18 protein-coding genes are annotated in these 19,479 nt (G+C 73.7%); 7 read left to right on the top strand and 11 right to left on the bottom strand.

What is annotated here, in order from left to right; genetic code table 11:
- Nucleotides 1–181: 181 nt before the first annotated feature.
- The 8 genes from ACFVHV_RS38430 to ACFVHV_RS38395 all read right to left on the bottom strand — a co-directional run bounded on the left by ACFVHV_RS38430 (nucleotide 182) and on the right by ACFVHV_RS38395 (nucleotide 8,628).
- Nucleotides 182–1,264, bottom strand: a complete 1,083-nt coding sequence (locus ACFVHV_RS38430) for a HEAT repeat domain-containing protein (RefSeq protein WP_380357756.1) — start codon at nucleotides 1,262–1,264, stop codon at nucleotides 182–184.
- 312 nt (nucleotides 1,265–1,576) lie between these two features.
- On the bottom strand, nucleotides 1,577–2,128 hold the full coding sequence (locus ACFVHV_RS38425; RefSeq protein WP_380357753.1) for a hypothetical protein: 552 nt from the start codon (nucleotides 2,126–2,128) through the stop codon (nucleotides 1,577–1,579).
- 14 nt (nucleotides 2,129–2,142) lie between these two features.
- Nucleotides 2,143–2,577 carry an ATP-binding protein gene (locus ACFVHV_RS38420; protein ID WP_380357751.1) on the bottom strand — a complete coding sequence of 145 codons (435 nt, stop codon included), beginning with the start codon at nucleotides 2,575–2,577 and terminating at the stop codon, nucleotides 2,143–2,145.
- A gap of 68 nt (nucleotides 2,578–2,645) precedes the next feature.
- Nucleotides 2,646–3,140: a hypothetical protein gene (locus ACFVHV_RS38415; RefSeq protein ID WP_380357748.1), complete on the bottom strand. Its 495-nt coding sequence runs from the start codon at nucleotides 3,138–3,140 to the stop codon at nucleotides 2,646–2,648.
- 103 nt (nucleotides 3,141–3,243) lie between these two features.
- Entirely contained in the window at nucleotides 3,244–4,443 is a 1,200-nt protein-coding gene (locus ACFVHV_RS38410) for a helix-turn-helix domain-containing protein (protein ID WP_380357746.1), read from the bottom strand.
- Nucleotides 4,444–4,540: 97 nt separating this feature from the next.
- Nucleotides 4,541–5,209, bottom strand: coding sequence for an HAD family phosphatase (locus ACFVHV_RS38405; protein ID WP_359914244.1), 669 nt, complete (start codon nucleotides 5,207–5,209; stop codon nucleotides 4,541–4,543).
- A gap of 21 nt (nucleotides 5,210–5,230) precedes the next feature.
- The gene (gene hrpB / locus ACFVHV_RS38400) at nucleotides 5,231–7,741 is read right to left on the bottom strand and encodes an ATP-dependent helicase HrpB (protein WP_380357743.1); all 2,511 of its coding nucleotides are present in this window, start codon (nucleotides 7,739–7,741) and stop codon (nucleotides 5,231–5,233) included.
- A gap of 8 nt (nucleotides 7,742–7,749) precedes the next feature.
- Entirely contained in the window at nucleotides 7,750–8,628 is an 879-nt protein-coding gene (locus tag ACFVHV_RS38395; protein ID WP_359914248.1) for a class I SAM-dependent methyltransferase, read from the bottom strand.
- Nucleotides 8,629–9,041: 413 nt separating this feature from the next.
- Between ACFVHV_RS38395 and rpsA the strand changes: the two genes are divergently transcribed.
- Nucleotides 9,042–10,532, top strand: a complete 1,491-nt coding sequence (gene rpsA / locus ACFVHV_RS38390) for a 30S ribosomal protein S1 (protein ID WP_316520647.1) — start codon at nucleotides 9,042–9,044, stop codon at nucleotides 10,530–10,532.
- A gap of 209 nt (nucleotides 10,533–10,741) precedes the next feature.
- Entirely contained in the window at nucleotides 10,742–13,102 is a 2,361-nt protein-coding gene (locus tag ACFVHV_RS38385; protein ID WP_380357740.1) for an MMPL family transporter, read from the top strand.
- On the opposite strand, the gene ACFVHV_RS38380 is transcribed toward ACFVHV_RS38385, so the two are convergent.
- Nucleotides 13,085–13,516 (bottom strand): MarR family transcriptional regulator, encoded by a 432-nt coding sequence (locus tag ACFVHV_RS38380; protein WP_359914253.1) that lies wholly within the window; start codon nucleotides 13,514–13,516, stop codon nucleotides 13,085–13,087. The genes ACFVHV_RS38385 and ACFVHV_RS38380 overlap by 18 nt on opposite strands.
- 62 nt (nucleotides 13,517–13,578) lie before the next feature.
- Between ACFVHV_RS38380 and ACFVHV_RS38375 the strand changes: the two genes are divergently transcribed.
- Together ACFVHV_RS38375 and coaE are read left to right on the top strand one after the other, a co-directional pair.
- On the top strand, nucleotides 13,579–14,220 hold the full coding sequence (locus ACFVHV_RS38375; protein WP_380357736.1) for an MBL fold metallo-hydrolase: 642 nt from the start codon (nucleotides 13,579–13,581) through the stop codon (nucleotides 14,218–14,220).
- A gap of 148 nt (nucleotides 14,221–14,368) precedes the next feature.
- Nucleotides 14,369–14,968 carry a dephospho-CoA kinase gene (gene coaE / locus ACFVHV_RS38370; protein ID WP_359914259.1) on the top strand — a complete coding sequence of 200 codons (600 nt, stop codon included), beginning with the start codon at nucleotides 14,369–14,371 and terminating at the stop codon, nucleotides 14,966–14,968.
- A gap of 66 nt (nucleotides 14,969–15,034) precedes the next feature.
- Here the strand turns inward: coaE and ACFVHV_RS38365 are convergent, their stop codons facing one another.
- Nucleotides 15,035–16,267, bottom strand: a complete 1,233-nt coding sequence (locus ACFVHV_RS38365) for a sensor histidine kinase (RefSeq protein WP_359914262.1) — start codon at nucleotides 16,265–16,267, stop codon at nucleotides 15,035–15,037.
- Nucleotides 16,268–16,369: 102 nt separating this feature from the next.
- Between ACFVHV_RS38365 and ACFVHV_RS38360 the strand changes: the two genes are divergently transcribed.
- Entirely contained in the window at nucleotides 16,370–16,924 is a 555-nt protein-coding gene (locus tag ACFVHV_RS38360) for a GNAT family N-acetyltransferase (RefSeq protein WP_380357732.1), read from the top strand.
- Between the two features lie 111 nt (nucleotides 16,925–17,035).
- Here the strand turns inward: ACFVHV_RS38360 and ACFVHV_RS38355 are convergent, their stop codons facing one another.
- Nucleotides 17,036–17,767, bottom strand: a complete 732-nt coding sequence (locus ACFVHV_RS38355) for a hypothetical protein (protein ID WP_380357729.1) — start codon at nucleotides 17,765–17,767, stop codon at nucleotides 17,036–17,038.
- Nucleotides 17,768–17,846: 79 nt separating this feature from the next.
- On the opposite strand from ACFVHV_RS38355, the gene ACFVHV_RS38350 reads away from it, so the two are divergent.
- Nucleotides 17,847–18,737 carry a LysR family transcriptional regulator gene (locus tag ACFVHV_RS38350; protein ID WP_380357759.1) on the top strand — a complete coding sequence of 297 codons (891 nt, stop codon included), beginning with the start codon at nucleotides 17,847–17,849 and terminating at the stop codon, nucleotides 18,735–18,737.
- Between the two features lie 64 nt (nucleotides 18,738–18,801).
- Nucleotides 18,802–19,365 carry a GNAT family N-acetyltransferase gene (locus tag ACFVHV_RS38345; protein WP_380357727.1) on the top strand — a complete coding sequence of 188 codons (564 nt, stop codon included), beginning with the start codon at nucleotides 18,802–18,804 and terminating at the stop codon, nucleotides 19,363–19,365.
- Nucleotides 19,366–19,479: the final 114 nt, after the last annotated feature.

Raw genomic sequence — 19,479 nt, 5'->3', positions numbered from 1 at the left:
AGACGGACCACCGGGGTCATTTCCGGCAACTCCACTGCTGCGCAGAACTGTTCATTGGCCCGCCCCGGTGGGGCGGGGGTGCTGGGGAGCAGGAAGTCGGCGGGGCCGACTTCCTGCGCGCGCCACCGAGGCCGCCGAGCGGTGCGGATCGTCAGCACCACTCGTCACTGCTCGCGTTCGGTCACGGGGATCGAGGGCCGGGAGGGGAACCGGGCAGGGTACTCGGCAGGTCGGCCGTGACCAGCTCGGCAGCGCGCGCGGGGTCGCCGTCCGCGCGGGCGAGCAGCGCCTCGATGTCGTAGCCCGATGGCCCGAAGGCGGCGTCGACGCCGAGGGAACGGCCCCAGCCGAAGCGTTCCATGGAGACGGCGGCGCCCAGGTCGGGGCGGAGCCGGTCGAGCGTGCAGACCAGCTCCCAGGCGAAGGCGTCCAGGCGGGCCCGCCGAGCCGGGTTGCAGGCGTTCACGGCGTCGGTGACCCAGTCGTCGCCGGGCTCGTACTCCGGGAGGGCCGGCAGCGGTTCGAGGGCATCCGTGATCTGCGCCGCGCTGAACGTGAGGAGGTGTGCGCCCTCGGGGTTGTCGACCAGCTCGGCGAGGAACGGGACGGCGCGGGGGTCGTGCCGACAGGCCAGTCCGCGGATCGCCTCCGTACGGGTGTCGGCGTGCTCGTCGGCCGTCCGAGCCCAGAGCGCGGCCCGGATCGCGGCGCTGTCCACCTCGGCCTGGACGCCGAGGGTGAACGTCGCCCAGTTGCGGACCTCCGGGTCCGGGTCCTGACTCAGCCCGACGAGGGCGCGGATGTCCGGTCCGTCCGGCAGGCCGGTGAGGACCTCCGCGAACGAGCGGGCCACCTCCTCGCGGACCTCGGCGTCAGGATGCCCGGCGAGGGCGACGAGAACGGGGACGGCGCGCGGGTCGGACGTCTTCTCGATCGCGCGCGCCAGGGACCGCAGCACGCCGGCCTCGGTCTCCCGCTGTGCGAGGGCGACCAGCGCGGTGGCAGTCCCGGCGCGGACCGCCTCGTGGTGATAGCTGGTGTCGCGCAACAGGTCGCAGCCCGCCCCGCGCTCGATCGGATCGGCCGAAGCGATCAGCTCCAGGCCGAGCGGAAGAGCGGCCGCCCCGTCGTCGGAGGCCGCCCGCCACAGCAGCGATACGTACTCGGCCCAGCCGTCGTGGTCGTCCGGGTCGTCCGAGGCGGCGATGGCGCGCGCCGCCACCAGTGCCCGCGTGACCAGCTCCGCCACGGTGTCCGTTTCCATGCGGGCATTCTGGTGCACGAAGCGCGGGTGCACGCGGGAATTGTCGGACCGACCGCGCCTCCGGTCCACGCCCGCATCGACAACCCGGGACGCGACCGGGACCGACCGAGAGCCCAACTTGCCGTGGAGCAAAGGGGATCGAGAACGGCGTCTTCGCTGCGCCCGGTGCTGCTGGGGCGTCCATGTCGTCGCTGACGAAGAACATCGGCAGGCCGAGCCACTCGTCCAGGGCGCAAGGTTGAAGCGGTGGGACGTCGAAGCTGGGGGTGCGCAGGAAGTCGGCGGGTCCGACTTCCTGCGCGCGGCGGGGATTCAGGTGCGGGTGGCTTGGGTGCGGCAGTGGGTGAGGGCGTATGTGATGCGGGTGTCGGGGTTGGGGGTGGTGGTGAGGAGTTCGCCGGCGGTGACGAGGGTGGTCCAGTACAAGGTGGGGTTGCCGGTGCGGGGGAGGGGTCGGGCGGCGGCGAGGGAGAGGTAGGCGGCGGTGAGGTTGCCGGTGGTGAACCAGCGGTGCAGGCCGTGCTGGTGGCCGGGTCGGATGCCGCCCATGGCGTCGATGGCGAGCAGGAAGAGGTCAACGACGGCGAGTTCGGTGTCCGTGAGGGAGGCGGGGACGTCGAAGACGCCGAGGGCTTCGAGGAGTTCGCCGGTGTCGGTCTCGGAGCCCGTGCGGGGGTTGGCGAGGAGGGCGTCGTGGCACTCGCTGAGGCGGCGGAGGGTCTCGGCGAGGGGGGTGGTGAGGGCGAGGCAGACCGCGCGGGCGGAGGGGAGGGGCTTGCGGGTGCGGCGGGCGAGGAGGGCGTAGGTGTCGGCGGGGGTGCGGCCGCGGGAGAGGGCGTGGCCGGCGAGGGTGGTGAGGTGCATGGGAGTTGGTGCTTTCAGGCGGTGACGAGGGCGGGACCGGGGGCGGGGGCGATGTGGGCCCAGACGTACTTGCCGATGCCGCCGGGGCGGTTGGCGCCGCCCCAGCGTTCGGCGAGCCGGTCGACGAGGAGCAGGCCACGCCCGTGTTCATCGTCAGGAGTTGGGGTGTGGAGGGTGGGGTGGTCGGTGCCGGCGTCGTGGACTTCCAGCCGCAGGCGGGAGCCGGTGACGGTGAAGCGGACCTCGATGTGGCAGTCGTCGGGGGCGTCGGAGTGCTGGACGGCGTTGGCGAACAACTCGCCGAGCAACAGCTCGGCGGTGTCGCGGTAGCGGTCCCCAGAGGGCATTCCGGAGAGGTAGGCCCGGAGCAGGTAGCGCGCCAGGGGCGTGGACTCGATACGGGAGTCGAGGCGCGCGACGAACATGCGGGGGCGACGAACAGTGAGCATGGGGGAGTACCTCAGAGGAAGGATGAGGCGGCCGGTGGGAAGAGGTCCCGACCGACTGACGGGTGATGTCAGACGGCGCGGGGGTCGCCGCCGAACGAGGACCGAAAGATGGCGAACCCAGCAGCGGCGTTCGCGAGGGCCCGGCGGCGCGCGAGATCACCCGAGGTGCGGCGCGGCAGGTGTCCGTCAGCGTGGTCCGAGGCGGAGGTGTGGGCGGCGGCGAGGAAGCCGCCCCGGTCGCCGAGCGGTGAATTCCAGGGGTCGCCGGCCTCGGTGCCCCGGATGGCCTGGCTGCCGGTCACCATGTCGTGGGCCCAGGTGACCACGCCGTGGATGGTGCGGGCGTTCAGGGCGTTGGTGATGACTTGCCAGCCGGGCCGCTGATCGAGCGGGAGTGTGGGGTCGTCGTCCACCGCGGCGAGGGTGACCGTCCAGTCGCGGGCCTCGGCGAAGGCGCGGGCATGGCTGGTGAGGATGCGGGCGTCGGCGTCGCCGCTGGTCGCGATGTACAAGGCGACGGAAACGCGGTGGACGGGCGGCCGCTCGGCCTGAGTTGGCGTCATGATGCCAAGGCTGCCGGTGAGTTGTTTCATCGTGAACGTACGGCCAGTGCCAGTTTCGGAAGTCGTACCGGCCCCGTGTGATACGCCTTGTATCAGGTCGATCTCAGTGGGCGAACAGACTGATACCGAGGATGCCGCCGAGCTTGCGCACGCGGGTGGTGCTGGCGTGGCCGGCGCGCTGCATGATCGCCCCCGGAAGGGCCTGGTGGCGGGCCCAGTCGGGTTGTGCGCTGCACACTTGGAGGAGGGTGTCCAGGGCGGCGTCGTACTGGCGGGTGTCGGCCTGTGCGAGGGCGATGTCCAGGGCGAGCCGATTGCGGGCGGCCTGCGGCAGTGGGGACAGGTCGCCGAGGTTGCGGGCGAGCGCCAGGGCTTTACCGGGATCGCCCATGACGGTGTGGATGCCGATGGCCTGCGCGGTGACGGTGGTCGGACCGTAGCTGGTGCCGTTGATCATCACATCGCGGCCCGTTCTCGCTGCAACCGCGTGTCCCTGGGAGAGCAGGTCGCGGGCCCGGTCGGCGTCACCGTGGCGCGAGGCGACTACGGCGGCGAAGGTGACGTGCCAGCCGTAGGTGGCCAGCGTCTCCGGGTCCCGCTCCGCGTAGCGGGGTTCGATCGACGTGAACGCGGTCTCGGCGGTGGTGGTGGCCTGGTCGAGGCGGGCGTCGCGCATGTAGATCCAGGACCGGCCACAGTCCACCATCGCGGCCCGAAGAGGGTCTGCGGCCATGTGGACGTGGTGGCGGGCGTGGCCGATCGCCGAGTACGCGAGGTCTCGGGCGCCGTGGAACTGGGCGGTGTAGGAGGCGAGTCGGTAGGCGTCGGCGAGGATGCCATGAGCCGCGCACCGCTCGCCCTCCGGGACGGAGCGCAGGAGGGCAGCGGCCTCGGCGATGGCAGGGGAGGCGAGGCTGCCGGCGCGGGTGTAGTCCCCGGCCCGGTAGTCCGCCCATGCCCGAGCCAGATCGGCCCGGAGCACTGCGGCGTCCGGTGGTTCGACATCGGTTCCGACTCCTGCGGCGGTGTCGTGCACGGTGCGGGACAGCCCTCGCAACATGGCCCTGTCGCCGATCAGAGATGCCCTTCGGGGTGCCTGTTGCCCGAGGATCACCGACACGTCCGCATGCAGTGCGGCGGACAGTTTGAGCAGCGAGGGAAGGCCGATACTGCCGCCCTCCTTCTCGGCTTTGCGGACGGTCGGCACGGACACCCCGGCGGCCTCGGCGAGTTCTTCCTGTGTCATGCCGGCCCGCAGCATCTTGATGCGCTGGCCGGTGGAGTAATCGGACCACTGCGTCATGGGAGCCTCCGAAGGTGAGCGGCCTCAAGCGGACCGTACCCCGTCACTCCACTTCCGGTGCGGGAACGGCCTGACTGTCAGCCTTCTTGGCGGCAGCTCAGGGCGTGGCGGGCACTCCGAGCAGGGCCGCGATGCGGGCGGCGGTGCCGGGAGTGCCGTCGGCGAGGACGGTGGTGATGCCGAGGGCGTCGGCCGGGGGCAGGTTCCTCGGATGGTCGTCCACGAAGACGCAGGCCTCGCCGGGCAGTCCGAGCCGGTCCAAGGTGAGCTGGTAGATCGCCGGATCGGGTTTGGCCACACCCTCCCGCTCGGAGATCACCGTCACGTCGAACAACTCCCATACGCCCAGGGCCTCGTACGGGTCGTACGGGTCGAGGCCGAAGGAGTTGGACAGCAGTGCGACCTTGAGGCCGGCCCGCCGCGCCGAGCGGGCGAGTGCGATCATGTCGTCGGCCGGACGGACGCCCGACCACGCCCGGCCCATGAGGTTCTCGTGCTGCGGCACGCCGAGGATGGGAGCCACCTGCCGGTTCCACTCCGACTGGCTCAACCGGCCGGCTTCGAGTTCGGTGTACAGGCGGCCGGCTTCCGGCTCCTGGCCGAGCGTGTGCCGCCATGCCTCGGCGTCGAGGCCCTGGGTGAGGCACCATTCGCGGTGCGCCGGTCCGGCATTGGCGGTCAGTACGCCGACGAAGTCCAGGATCAGAGCCGCGAAGGGGAGTTCGGCTTCGCGGGGGCGGGTGACGGTCGGGGCGGTCAGTGCCATGGCGAATGTCGTCCTCTCCTGTCACTTCCGGGTGTTGGTGCGGCGGGTGGGTTCGGCCGTGGTCGGGTCTTCGGGCCAGGGGTGGCGGGGGTAGCGGCCCCTGAGGTCGGCGCGGACGGCGCGGTAGCCCTCGCGCCAGAAGCTCTCCAGATCACCGGTGACGGCGGCGGGGCGGCCGGCGGGGGAGAGCAGGTGGATGGTCAGCGATATGCGGCCGCCGGCCAGGGCGGGGGTCGCTGTCCAGCCGAAGAGTTCCTGCAACTTGACCGCTAGCACCGGGCGTTCGGTGGTGTAGTCGACTCGTATCTTCGAGCCCGACGGCACGGTGATGCGTTCGGGGGCGAGTTCGTCGAGGCGTCCTGCTTCGCCGCTCGCCCAGGGGAGGAGCCTCTGGAGAGCGGCCGTCGTATCGATCCTCGCCAGGTCGGAGCGGCGGCGGGCGCGGGAGAGTTCGGGCTCCAGCCATTCCTCCGCGCGTTCCAGCAGCGCCTCGTCGCTGACGTCGGGCCAGGGGTCTCCGAGGGCGGCGTGGAGGAACGCGAGGCGCTCGCGGAGGTTGGACGGGAAGCTCAACAGGGTGCTGACGCCCTCGCGGGCCAGGCCTTCGAGGAGCGCGGACCGGACGAGTGAAGGGTCGGGGCGGTTGAGGGGTTTCTCCGTGAGCTCGATCGCGCCCAGTGACTCGACCCGGCGGGAGACGACCTCGCCGCGCCGGGTGTCCCAGTGGACCTCTTCACGAGCGGTCAGCAGCGCCGCGCCCGCGACCAGAGCAGTGTCCTCGTCCAGCGTCGCGGCGTGCAGCACCCGGGCCGAGTGTGACCCCGCCGGGCGGTCGGCGACCGCGACGGCGAGCCAGGGCACGGCGCCGAGCGTGGTGCCGGGGGCGAGTTCGGCGGCCGTCCCGGAGGCCATCAGGTACGGGCTGCGCTCGCCGGGGGCGGGCTTGTCGACCCGGGCGCGGGCGATGCGTTCGGGGAAGGCGAGGGCGACGACGAGGCCGGCGGCGGCGCCGTCGGAGAGCTGGGTGGCGGGCTCGGAGCCGGCGCCGCGCAGGAGGCGGCGGACCTCGTCGCGCCAGCGGCCCGCGTAGGGGTCCCGGGAGGAGCGAACAGTCCGCCAGACCGCGCCGAGGTCGTCGCCGAGCGCCCTGGGCGGTTCTTCGGAGAGCAGCGCGACCACTTCGGCGGCCCGCCGCACACCGACCGCCGCCGCGCCGTCGACCAGGGCGCGGCCGAGCCGGGGGTGCAGCCCGGTGCGGGCGAGCCGGATGCCGCGGGCCGTGGCCCGCCCGTCCGAGGAGACGGCGCCGAGGGCCTGGAGGGTCTGTCGGGCGGCGGCCATCGCCCCGGCGGGCGGGGCGTCGGGCAGGGCGAGGCCGGTGGCGTCCGGGTCGCCCCAGCAGGCGGCCTGGAGGGCGAAGGGGGTGAGGTCGGCGAGCGCGATCTCGGGGGTGGGGAAGCGGGCGGCGAGGGCGTCCTCGGCCTCGTTCCAGCAGCGGTAGACGGTGCCGGGGGCTTCGCGGCCGGCGCGGCCGGCGCGTTGGCGGGCGGCGGCGAGGGAGGCCCGGACGGTGACCAGTCCGGCCAGGCCGCGGGCGTGGTCGGTGCGGGGTTCGCGGGCCAGTCCGGCGTCCACCACGACCCGTACGCCCGGCACGGTGAGGCTGGACTCGGCGACGGCGGTGGTGAGGACGACCCGCCGTGAGGGGGACGGCGTGAGGGCGGCGTCCTGCACGGCTTGCGGGGCGCGGCCGTGCAGTTGCAGCACCTCGGCGGTGACGCCGCCCAGCTGCCCGGCGACCCGGGCGATCTCTCCGACGCCGGGCAGGAAGCAGAGCACGTCGCCGTCGCGCTCGTTCAGGGCCCGCCGGACGGTCGAGGCGACGTGGTCGAGCAGGGCCGGGTCCACCCGGGTGCCGTGGGCGGGCCGGACGGCGCGCGGCGGCGGCGCCCAGACCACCTCGACCGGGTGGGACGTCCCGTGCGCCTCCACCACGGGCGCGCCGCCGAGCAGTTCGGCCCAGGCCTCGGTGTCGGAGGTGGCCGAGGCGCAGACCAGCCGCAGTTCGGGCCGCAGTGCCGCCCGGACGTCGAGCAGGAAGGCGAGCGCGGTGTCGGCGTCCAGGTGCCGTTCGTGGCATTCGTCGAGCACCACCACGTCCACGCCGGGCAGTTCCTGGTCGCGCTGGAGCCGTTGCAGCAGCACGCCGGTGGTGACCACCTCGACCACGGTGTCCGGGCCCGCCGTGCGCTCGCCGCGCACGGTGTGGCCGATCCGGCCGCCGACCGGTTCGCCGAGCAGCCAGGCCATCCGCCGGGCGGCCGCCCGTACCGCGAGCCGGCGGGGCTCGGCGACCAGCACCCGGCGCACCGGACCCTCCGGATCGAGCAGTCCGGCCAGGGCGAGCGGCACCAGGGTGGTCTTGCCGGTGCCGGGCGGTGCGGCGAGGACGGCGGTGCCGTGTTCGTTCAACGCGCGGTGCAGGGCGGGCAGGGCGGTGCGGACGGGCAGTTCGCGCCAGGCCGGGTTCATGGAGGGGCTCAGCCCCGCTCGGTGACGAAGATCGCCGTGCCGGGGATCAGCCGCCCGCGCAGCGGGGACCAGCCGCCCCACTCCTGTTCCAGTCCGGCCGGCCACTCGGGTTCGACCAGGTCCACCAGTCGGAAGCCGGCGGTGACGAGTTCGCGGACCCGGTCGCCGAGGGTGCGGTGGTGTTCGACGTAGGTGGCGCGGCCCTGTTCGTCCTGTTCGACGTAGGGGGTGCGGTCGAAGTAGGAGGACACCGCGGTGAGGCCCTCGACGCCGGGCTCGTCCGGGAAGGCCCAGCGGATCGGGTGGGTCACCGAGAACACCCAGCGCCCGCCGGGCCGCAGCACCCGGTGGACCTCGCGCATCAGCGCGGTGGTGTCGGCGCTGAACGGGACGGCGCCGTAGGCGGAGCAGGCGAGGTCGAAGGAGGCGTCGGCGAAGGGCAGGACGGCGGCGTCGGCCTGGACGACGGCGACGGGGTCGGTGCCGCGGCCGAGGTCGATCCGGCGGGAGTGCTGGAGCTGGCGGTAGGAGATGTCCAGGGCGACCGGCCGGGCGCCCCGGGCGGCGAGCCAGCGGGAGCACTGGGCGGCGCCGGCGCCGATCTCCAGGACGTCCCGGCCGGCCACCTCGCCGAGCAGCCGGGCGTCGGCCTCGTCCAGGCCTTCGGGGCACCAGGTGAAGCGGTCGTCGCCGAGGAACTCGCCGTGTTCGTCCTGGTACTCGTCGGCGTTGCGGTCCCACCAGTGCCGGCTGGCGCGGCTGCTCTCCCCGGTGCCGGCCTCGCGGCGGATCGCGTCGTCGCCGTCCTCCTCCTCGGCCCGCGAGGGGGAGGTGTCAAGATCGTGCAGGTCCGACTGGGGGGTGGTGGCCACGGTGACAATGCCCATCGCGTAGGGTATGGAGTGCGGAAGCGCCGCTGCCGCGAACCGGCCCGTCAGGGTCCGGATCCTGGCGGTGGCATCCGGGGACGTGGCCCCTTCGGGTGTCGCCGCAAGGCGCGCATTCGGAGGATATGGCCTGATCCGTACCGGGCTCCACCGTCTTGCCGTCCTTCGGCATTGACCGTGCCTGGCCGTCCCCGTATGCTACAAGTTGCGCTGCGGGCCTGCGCGCCTCGGACGGAGCAGGTCGCGCTCGCATCTGTCGAAGACCCCACGGTCGCAAGACGGACGCCGGTTCTCGTTGTACGGGAATCCCGGTGTGCCGTGTTCTTGGCTGTCCGGCTTTCGGTGGGAGCGATACGGGCCCTCCGCGTGGCATTACCTACGACTTTCATGTCCGTACCGGAGCCCTTTTCCTAATGACGAGCCCCACCGACTCCTCCCTCAGCACCACCCCGCAGGTCGCGGTCAACGACATCGGCGACGCGGAGGCCTTCCTCGCCGCCATCGACGAGACCATCAAGTACTTCAACGATGGCGACATCGTCGAGGGCGTCATCGTGAAGGTCGACCGTGACGAGGTTCTCCTCGACATCGGTTACAAGACCGAGGGCGTCATCCCGTCCCGCGAGCTCTCGATCAAGCACGACGTTGACCCGCACGAGGTCGTCGCCGTCGGTGACAACATCGAGGCCCTGGTTCTCCAGAAGGAGGACAAGGAGGGTCGTCTCATCCTGTCCAAGAAGCGCGCTCAGTACGAGCGTGCCTGGGGCACGATCGAGAAGATCAAGGAAGAGGACGGCATCGTCACCGGTACCGTCATCGAGGTCGTCAAGGGTGGTCTCATCCTCGACATCGGCCTCCGGGGCTTCCTCCCCGCCTCGCTGGTCGAGATGCGTCGCGTCCGCGACCTCCAGCCCTACGTGGGCAAGGAGCTCGAGGCCAAGATCATCGAGCTGGACAAGAACCGCAACAACGTGGTCCTGTCCCGCCGTGCCTGGCTGGAGCAGACCCAGAGCGAGGTCCGCCAGACCTTCCTCACCACCCTGCAGAAGGGCCAGGTGCGCTCCGGCGTCGTCTCCTCGATCGTCAACTTCGGTGCCTTCGTGGACCTGGGTGGCGTCGACGGCCTGGTGCACGTCTCCGAGCTGTCCTGGAAGCACATCGACCACCCGTCCGAGGTTGTCGAGGTCGGCCAGGAGGTCACCGTCGAGGTTCTCGACGTCGACATGGACCGCGAGCGTGTCTCCCTGTCGCTGAAGGCGACCCAGGAGGACCCGTGGCAGCAGTTCGCCCGGACCCACCAGATCGGTCAGGTCGTCCCGGGTAAGGTCACCAAGCTGGTTCCGTTCGGTGCGTTCGTCCGCGTGGACGAGGGCATCGAGGGTCTGGTCCACATCTCCGAGCTGGCCGAGCGCCACGTCGAGATCCCGGAGCAGGTCGTCCAGGTCGGCGACGAGATCTTCGTCAAGGTCATCGACATCGACCTCGAGCGTCGTCGCATCAGCCTGTCGCTGAAGCAGGCCAACGAGGCCCTGGGTGCCAACCCGGCCGAGGTCGAGTTCGACCCGACCCTGTACGGCATGGCCGCCTCGTACGACGACCAGGGCAACTACATCTACCCGGAGGGCTTCGACCCCGAGGCGAACGACTGGCTGCCCGGCTTCGAGAAGCAGCGCGAGGAGTGGGAGCGCCAGTACGCCGAGGCGCAGACCCGCTTCGAGCAGCACCAGGCCCAGGTCATCAAGAGCCGCGAGGCCGATGCCCAGGCCGCCGAGGAGGGTGGCGACGCCGTCGCCGCTGCCGCCGGTGGTTCCTACTCGTCCAGCAGCGACGAGGGCTCGGGCGCCCTGGCCTCCGACGAGGCCCTGGCCGCTCTGCGCGAGAAGCTGGCCGGTGGCCAGAGCTGAGGCTCTCGCTTCCCGCTAGCCGATAGCTAGACGGTGGGCCCCACCCGGATTTCCGGGTGGGGCCCATTTCGTTTTTCGCCATGACTTATCACGCTTTGACTTATGTGTGTTTTATGTGAAGGAAAGTGTGAGATGAGGCTCATTGCCCATCTATAGGCCGGAGTTCTGGTTGCACCTAGATTGAGGGGAGCTGCCCGAAAGGCTCCTTCATGCGAAACCCCTTTTTCGCCACCCCCGCCTCCGCCTCTGCCTCCGCCCCCACCGCCGTGGTCGGCGGCCGGCTCGCGGCCCTCGGCCGGTTCTGCTTCCGCCACCGTCGCTGGGTGCTCGGCCTGTGGGCCGTCGTCCTGGTGGTCGGGGTCCTGATCGGGGGACGCGTCTTCGAGGGCTCGGTGGCCGGAGCCTCCTCCGCCAGCGCCGAGGCCGACCGGGGCAGTGCGGTGGTCGCCGCGGCCGACCCGGCCAAGGGCACCGTGACCGCCGTGGTGGACGGCAGGCCGGTGGACGATCCGGCGGTGAAGGCCGCCGTCGAGAAGGCCACCGCCGAGATCGCCGCCCTGCCCGGGGTCTCCTCCGCGCTCGACGCGTACGGCTCCGGCCCGGCCCCCGCCGCGCTGCGCTCCGCCGACGGGACGGCGAGCCTGGTCACCGTGCGGATGGCCGACACCGCGAGCACCGCCCAGACCGACGCCGTCACCGAGCGGCTCGGCGCGCTGAACGGGGCGGGCGGTGCCCACGTCACGGTCGGCGGGGACCTGGTGCTCCAGCAGGAGGTCAAGCAGCAGACCGAGAAGGACACCCGGTTCGGCGAGATGGTGACGCTGCCGCTCACGCTGATCGTCATGGTGCTGGTCTTCGGCGGGCTGGCGGCGGCCTCGCTGCCGGTGATCGGGGCGGTCGCCTCGGTGGGCGGCGCGCTGCTGGCCATGTTCGGTTTCAGCCGGATCATGGACATCGACACCAGCGTGCTGCCGATCGCCACGGTGCTGGGGCTCGGACTCTCGATCGACTACGCGCTGCTCATGGTGAATCGTTTCCGCGAGGAACGCGGCCACGGCGCGGACATCGCCGCCGCCGTCGAACGGACCGCGGCGACCGCCGGACGCACCGTGGCCTTCTCCGGGCTGACCGTCGCCGTCGCGCTCTCCGGACTCTTCGTCTTCACCAGCCCGGTGCTCGGCGCGGTGGCGGCCGCCGGGGTGAGCGTGGTGGTGATCGCCGTCGCCGCCGCGCTGACCCTGATCCCCGCACTGCTCGGCTTCGCCGGCGCGCGGATCAAGACACCCGCCGCGCCCGTGGCGGACGAGGGGTTCTTCAGCCGGACCGTGCGCCGGGTGCGCAAGCGGGCGGTGGCGGTCACCCTCGCCTCGGTGGCGCTGCTGATGGCGGCCGGCGCGCCGTTCCTCCACGCCGACATGCGCAGCTCCGGCGCCGCGGTGCTGCCCGCCTCCTCGGCCGGGCGGCAGGTCGCCGAGGCGATCGACCAGCGTTTCCCGCAGGCCTCGGCCGCGCCGATCACCGTGGTGGTCGAGGGCGGGGCGTCGGTGGCGCAGGCGTACGCGGACGACGTGGTCGCCAAGCTGCCCGGGGTGAGCGGGGTGCGGGCGGTGTCGCCGGTGGGCGACGCGGTCTCCACGATCGACGTGCTGGTGCACGGGGACCCGCAGGGCGGGCAGGCCAAGCAGGTGGTGGAGGAGCTGCGGGCCGACCGCGGCGGGCTGACCACCTACGTCACCGGCGGCGCGGCCTCGGTGGTGGACTTCCAGGACGAGCTGCTCTCGCGCGGACCGTGGGCGCTCGGGCTGGTCGCGGTCGGCACCCTGGTGCTGCTCTTCCTGATGACCGGCTCGGTGGTGATGCCGGTCAAGGCGCTGCTGATGAACCTGCTCTCGCTGGGCGCCTCGCTCGGCGCGCTCACCCTGGTGTTCCAGGACGGCTGGTTCAGCGGGCTGCTCGGGTTCAGCCCGACCGGCGGGCTGGAGACCTTCATCCCGGTCCTGGTCTTCGCCTTCGCCTTCGGGCTGTCGATGGACTACGAGGTGTTCCTGCTCGCCCGGATCAGGGAGCTGACCCTGCGCGGGCACGACTGCGTCCGGGCGGTGGAGCTGGGCGTGCAGCGCAGCGGTCGGATCATCACCTCGGCCGCGTTGTTGATGGTGATCGTCTTCGCCGGGTTCGCGCTCGGGGACATGCTGATGGTCAAGCAGATGGGCATCGCGCTGGCCGTCGCCGTCGCGGTGGACGCAACCCTGGTGCGCTGCCTGCTGGTGCCCGCCGCGATGAGCCTGTTCGGCGAGTTCAACTGGTGGGCGCCCGGCCCGCTGCGGCGACTGCACCGGCGGTTCGGGCTGAGCGAGCACGTCGACCTGCCGGAGATCGAGCCGGCGGTGCTCCCGGTGCCGCGCGCCGGGACCGGGCCGGAGAGCGTCGGGTCGGATGGCGTCGGGGTCGAGGCCGTCGGGGTCGGGGTCGGGTCCGAGAGTGCCGGATCCGCGGTTGTCGGGTCCGGGGGCGGCGCGGCCGGGGGCGGTGTGCCCAAGGGCCTGGTGGGTTCAGCCCAGCCGGCGTAGCAGGTCGACCGCCGAGCGGAGCCGGTCCTGTTCGGCGGGGTCGAGGCGGGACTCGATGGCGGTGGCGATCCGGTGTTCGCGGCGCGCGCGCTGGTCGAGCAGCGCGTCGCGGCCGGCCTCGGTGGCGGCGACCAGCAGTTTGCGGCCGTCGGTGGGGTGGGGCTGCTGGGTGACCAGTCCGGCGTCGGTCATCAGCGCGACGGTGCGGGCCATCGACTGGTGGCGGACCCGCTGGAGCGCGGCGAGTTCGGCGACGGTGCAGGAGAGCTCGTCGCGGACCAGCAGGCCGAGGACGGCGGCCTGGTTCTGCGGCAGCTCGTCGTCGGTGCGCAGGGAGCGGACCAGGGTGCCGAGGGCGGCGCGCAGGTCGGCGGCGAGTTCCAGGGTGTCCGGGTGCGGGGCTTCGCTGGGCATGGGAGAAGTCTATCGGCAATTCATACAGCAAGGCTGTACAGCATTGCTGTATGGTTTTTGCCATGCGAATCACCAAGTTCGGACACGCCTGCGTACGCGTCGAGCACCGCGGCACCACCGTCGTCGTCGATCCGGGATCGTTCACCGACCCCGCCGCACTGGCCGGGGCGGACGCCGTCCTGATCACCCACGAGCACATGGACCACTTCGAGGAGTCCCGGCTGCGCGCCGCGCTGGAGGCCGACCCGGCCCTGCGGGTGTGGACCAACCGGGCCGTCGCCGCCCAGCTGGACGGCGTGGCGCAGCGGATCGAGGCGGTCGGTGAGGGCGACGCCTTCGAGATCGGCGGGCTGGGCGTCTCGGTGCACGGCGAGTGGCACGCGCAGATCCACCCGGACATCCCGCGGGTGCAGAACATCGGCTTCCTCTTCGACGGGCGGCTGTTCCACCCCGGTGACGCGTTCACCGTGCCGCCGCACGCCGTGGACACCCTGCTGCTGCCGCTCGCGGCGCCCTGGAGCAAGGCCTCCGAGGTGATCGACTACGTCCGGGAGGCCGGGCCGCGCCAGGCGGTGCCGGTGCACGAGGCGGTGCTCAGCCCGATCGGGTTCGCGGTGCAGACCCGGCTGGTCGGGCCGCAGGGGCCGGGCACGGGCGCGGAGCTGACGGTGCTGGGGGAGGGCGAGAGCCTGGAGCTGGGCTGACGGCGTTGCCCGCCGGCGGCCCGTGCCGACGGTGCTCCTCGCGGGCGGCCCGTGCCGACGGTGCTCCTCGGCGGCTGCCCGTGCCGACGGTGCTCCTCGCCGGCGGCCCGTACTGACGGGCCCGGTGCCGCGCCGGTAGCCTGACGCCATGCTGAAGATCGGACTGACGGGTGGCATCGGCGCGGGCAAGAGCGAGGTGTCCCGGCTGTTCGCCGCGCGCGGCGCGGTGATCGTGGACTCGGACGTGATCGCCCGCGAGGTGGTCGCCCCCGGAACGGACGGTCTGGCGGCCGTGGTCGCCGAGTTCGGACCGCAGGTGCTGCGGGAGGACGGCGCGCTGGACCGTCCGGCGCTCGGGGCGGTCGTGTTCGCCGACCCGGAGCGGCTGAAGGCGCTGAACGCGATCGTCCACCCGCTGGTGCGGGCCCGCTCCGCCGAGCTGGAGGCGGCGGCCGCGCCGGACGCGGCCGTGGTGCACGACGTGCCGCTGCTGGCCGAGAACGGCCTGGCGCCGCTGTACGACCTGGTCGTGGTGGTGGACGCGGCCGACGAGGTACGGCTGGACCGGCTGGTGCGGTTGCGCGGGATGGCCGAGGAGGAGGCCCGGGCCCGGATGGCCGCGCAGGCCTCGCGGGAGGACCGGCTGGCGATAGCGGACCTGGTGATCGACAACAGCGGCGGCCTGGCGGAGCTGGAGGCACGGGTGGACGAGGTCTGGGCGGAGCTGGCGCGGCGCGCGACGGTCTGACGCCGGGCCGGGACCGGGCAGGCCCGGCCCGGGCGGCGCCCCTCCGTTCGGGCGGCGCCTCTTCGTTCAGGCGGCGCCGAGCGGCAGCCGGGCCCGGACGGCGAAGCCGCCCTCGGGCGTCGGCCCGGCGTGCAGGGTGCCGCCGAGGTCGCCGGCCCGGGTGCGCATGCCGCGCAGGCCGTGGCCGCCGGAGGGCAGTTCCGGGTGATCGGCCCGCCCGCCGCTGGCTTCGGCGTCCCCGTCGGCGGCGGGGGAGTTGACCACCGTCAGGCGCAGCCCGTCCGGTGCGACCTCGACGGTGACGGCCACCTCGGCGGCCGGGGCGTGCTTGTGCGCGTTGGTCAGCGCCTCCTGGACGATCCGGTAGGCCGCGTACTGCACGGCGGGCACCGGGTCGGGCAGCCCCTCGTCCGGTCCGCTGACGGTCAGCCCGACCGCCAGTCCGGCCAGCCGGGACTCCTCGACCAGGGCGGGCAGCCCGCGCAGCGAGGGCGCCTGTCCGGCGGGGGTGGTCAGCACGCCCAGCAGGCCGCGCAGTTCGGTGAGCGCCTGGAGGCCGAGGGCGCGGATCAGGCCGAGGGTCTCCCGGACGGCGGCCGGGTCCTCGGCCCGGGCGACCTGCCCGGCGCCCGCGTGCAGGGTGATCAGCGAGACCCGGTTGGACACCACGTCGTGCATCTCCCGCGCGAGCCGGGCGCGTTCGGCGGCCACCGCGCGCTCCTCGGCGTGCCGGCGGGCCTCCTCCAGCAGCCGGTTGCGCTCGCCGAGCAGCCGGTTGCGTTCGGCCAGCACGGCGACGGTGCGGGCGCGCTGGTGGGAGGTCAGCCCGAGGGCGAGCGGCACGGCGCAGAAGACCAGCGGGTCCTCGATCAGGTTGGCGAGCTCGGACGGGGCGTCGACGTCCCCGAGGTCGAACGGGACGAGCAGCCGCAGCCCGGCCAGCGCCGCCAGGACGTACACCGGCGCGGTCCGGCCGCGCCGCGCGGCCAGCCCGTAGAGGGCGACGGCCAGCGGGAGTTGGCCGCTCAGCAGGGTGACCGCGGTGACCGCGGCCGGGTGCCGGCCCCGCAGGGCCAGGGCGAGCGCGCCGAGCGCCATCAGGCCCGCGTTGGTCCCCGGCGAGGCGGTCGGGCCGACGTCCGGGTCGTTGGCGGCGAGCGGGACGAGGACCAGCAGCACCAGGGCGGTCGGCGCGAGGGCGCGGACCGGGCGGGGCAGGTGCAGCGGCGGGCCGGGCAGCGGTGCGGCGAGGTCGGCGGCCGACTGGTCGGCGGACGCCTGGTCGGTGGGCTGCTGCATGAGGGGCATGCTGCCACAGCGGCGCGGCACCGGGACGGCCGTCGGACCGAGTGGCTGGGAAGGGACTGGTTAAAGGCCCTGGCAGGAGGAGAGCATGGCGGGATGGATGATCGTTTCTCGCCCGGGCCGCACCCCGCCGGGCCGCCGGTGGTCGAACGGCTCGCGCAGTACGGCCGCGCCGAGCAGGAGGAGATCCTCGGCCCCGGGGAGGACCCGTACGGCGTCGCCCACACCGGGCTGACCTTCCTGCCCAAGGAGATCCACTTCGGTGTCCGGGCCGCCGACGGCCGACTGGTCGCTCACACCGGGCTGCTGCCGCTGCCGCTCACCGTGGGCGGCACCGACCTGACCGCCATGGGGGTCGGCGGGGTCTGCGTCGCGCCCGACCGGCGCCACAGCGGCCTCGCGCGGGCCGTGGTCGGGGCCGCCATCGACCACGCGCGCACGCTCGGCCACCGGTACGCGCTGCTGTTCTGCCGACCGCCGCTGGCCGCGTTCTACCGGGGGCTCGGGTTCCGGGAGGTGGCGGAGGGGGTGACGGTGGAGCAGCCGGAGGGCCGGCTGGCGGAGATGCCGCTGCGCACCATGTGGGCGCCGCTGGCGCCGGGGGCCGGATGGCCGGAGGGGCCGGTGCGGCTGCGGTCGCTGCCGATGTGAGGCGGGCTCGGGGCGCCCCGGCCGGGACCGCCGCCGGTGCGGCGCCGGGCCGGGCGCTCGTCGCCGCCCCGTGGGGTCCGGCCGGGTGGTCGACACCGCCGCGGCGTCGGGTCAGGCGCTCGTCGCCGCCGCCGTGGAGTCCGCGTGCGCCACGGCGGCGCGGGCCAGGGCGCGGACCATGGGGTGTGCCCGGGTGCCGTCGCCGGACAGCTCGGGCTGGAACAGCGAGGCCAGGAAGAACGGGTGTCCGGGCAGCTCCAGGACCCGCACCTCGCCCGAGGCGTCCGCGCCGCTGAACCGCAGGCCGTGCGCGGTCAGCCGGTCCAGGTAGGCGGAGTTGAGGCCGTACGCGCAGTGGTAGCGCTCCTGGGTGCGGGTGGCGCCGAGGACCCGCTCGGCGAGGCTCCCGGGGGTGATCGCGACGGCCCCCTCGTGGCCGACCAGTGAGCAGGCCAGCGGGGCGATCACCTGCTGCTCCGCCTCCGGGTGCTCCTCGCCGTGGACGGCCCCGGCGAGGCCGCAGACGTTCCGGGCGTACTCCAGCACCGCGTGCTGGAACCCGGCGCAGGTGCCCAGGAAGGGGATGCCGCGTTCGCGGGCGGTCCGGACGGCGGCCAGCGCGCCCGCCTCGCTGCGGTAGGGGCTGCCGGGCAGCAGCCAGACCGCGTCGAAGCCGTCCAGGGCGCCGGGTGCGGCGGCGTCCCCGGTCGGGATCCAGTAGGCGTCCAGGACGAGGTGGTCGTGCTCGGCGAGGGCGGCCAGCAGGCCCGGGATCCGGGCGTGCGAGCGGACGGCGGGGGAGCGGTCGCCGACCAGGGCGATCCGCGGGGTCAGGTAGGTCATGCGGCTATCCTGACCCCGCACCCGAGATCAGCGCCAACGATGATTCCTTAAGTATCGATCAGATCGGTTGATGACCGCCGTGGACCCGCAGCAGCTGCGCACCTTCGTCACCGTCGCCCGCCTGGCCTCCTTCTCGGAGGCGGCGCGGGAGCTCGGCTACACCCAGTCCGCGGTCTCCCAGCAGATCGCCGCGCTGGAGGCGGACCTCGGCACGACACTGCTGTCCCGCCGGCCGGTCGGCCCGACCGCGGCCGGGCGGCGGCTGCTGGAGCACGCCGCACCGCTGCTGGTCCGGCTGGAGGCGGCGCGCGCCGACGTCGCGCGCCTGGCCGGAGCCCCGAGCGCCCGGCTGGTGCTCGGGGCCACTCCGCTGGCGGTCGGGGCGACCCTGGGGCGTGCGCTCGGCGAGGTGCGCCGGGCCCATCCGCTGACGGAGCCGGTGGTCCGGGTCCTCGCCCAGGACGTGCTGCCCGCCCAGGTCGCCACCGGCGAGGTCGACCTCGCCCTGATCGACGGGCTGGCCGCGCCCAGCGACCCGCTGCCGCTGCCCGACGTCGGCCCGCTGCGCACCGTCGCGGTGGCCGAGCGGCCGGTCGCCGTCGCGCTGCCCGTCGGCCACCCGCTGGCCGGCCGCGGCGGCCTCGCGCTCGCCGACCTCTCCGCCGCCCGCTGGCTGGACGCCCCCGACCTCACCCCGACGGCGGCCCGGCTGCGCGCGGCCACCGGCGTCGACGGCTTCCGGCCCGCCATCCGCTACCAGGGCACCGACGTGCACGGACTGCTCGCGCTGGTGGCGGCCGGGCACGGGCTCACCCTGCTGCCCGAACCGGTGCTCGCGGCGGCACCCGGGGTCGGGTACGCGCCGATCGCCGCGCCCCGGCTGGTGCACCGCACCGAGCTCGTCCACGGCAGCCTGCCGGAGGGGCCGGCGGCCCTGCTGGCGCGGCTGCTGGCGCGGTCCCGGGCCTGAGCGGCCCGTCGGAGGCGCCGAATTCGGTTGCGCGGGCCGCCGGTGCCGATGACATCATCACGCGATGAATACCAGTACGACGATCATCAGACGAGTGCGGACCGACGAGTGGCAGCAGCTCAGGGACACCCGCCTGGACGCGCTGCTCGACCCGGTCGCGGCCGTGGCCTTCCTGGAGACCCACGAGCAGGCCGTCGCCAAGCCGGACGAGTTCTGGCAGGACCGCACGACCCGGGCGGCGACGGACCCGCATGTGGCGCAGTTCATCGCGCAGGCCGAGGACGGGACCTGGCTCGGCTCCATGACCGGAGTGGTCGAGCGGTCCGGCGGGGACGGGGCCCTGGAGGGCGACGTCGTCGAGGTCGACCAGGTGCACGTGGTCGGCGTCTACGTCCGGCCGCGGGCGCGCGGCACCGGGCTGGCGCTCGACCTGATCCGGACCGTCCAGGAGTGGGCGTGGTCGCTCACCGAGCCCCGGATCGAGCGGGTGCGGCTGTTCGTCCACGAGGACAACCCCCGCGCCGAGGCGATGTACCTCAAGGCCGGCTTCGAGCCGTCCGGGGTGGCGCTGCCGGTGCCCGGCGGCGGGACCGGCCGGGAGGTCGAACTGGCGGTCCTGCGGGGCTGACCGGCCGCCCGGCCCGCGGGCCGGGCCCGGGGGCGGACCCGAAGGAGCCGCCCGGCCCGTCCGGTCCCCAGTTACGGACGGGCCGGGCGGCCGGCTGCGGGGCGCCGCGGGGGC

The sequence above is a fragment of the Kitasatospora sp. NPDC127116 genome (assembly GCF_042677365.1).
Classification (GTDB): Bacteria; Actinomycetota; Actinomycetes; order Streptomycetales; family Streptomycetaceae; genus Kitasatospora; species Kitasatospora lactacystinica.
The sequence above is the reverse complement of the archived record's forward strand: the minus strand, read 5'-3'. Positions and strand labels throughout refer to the sequence as shown.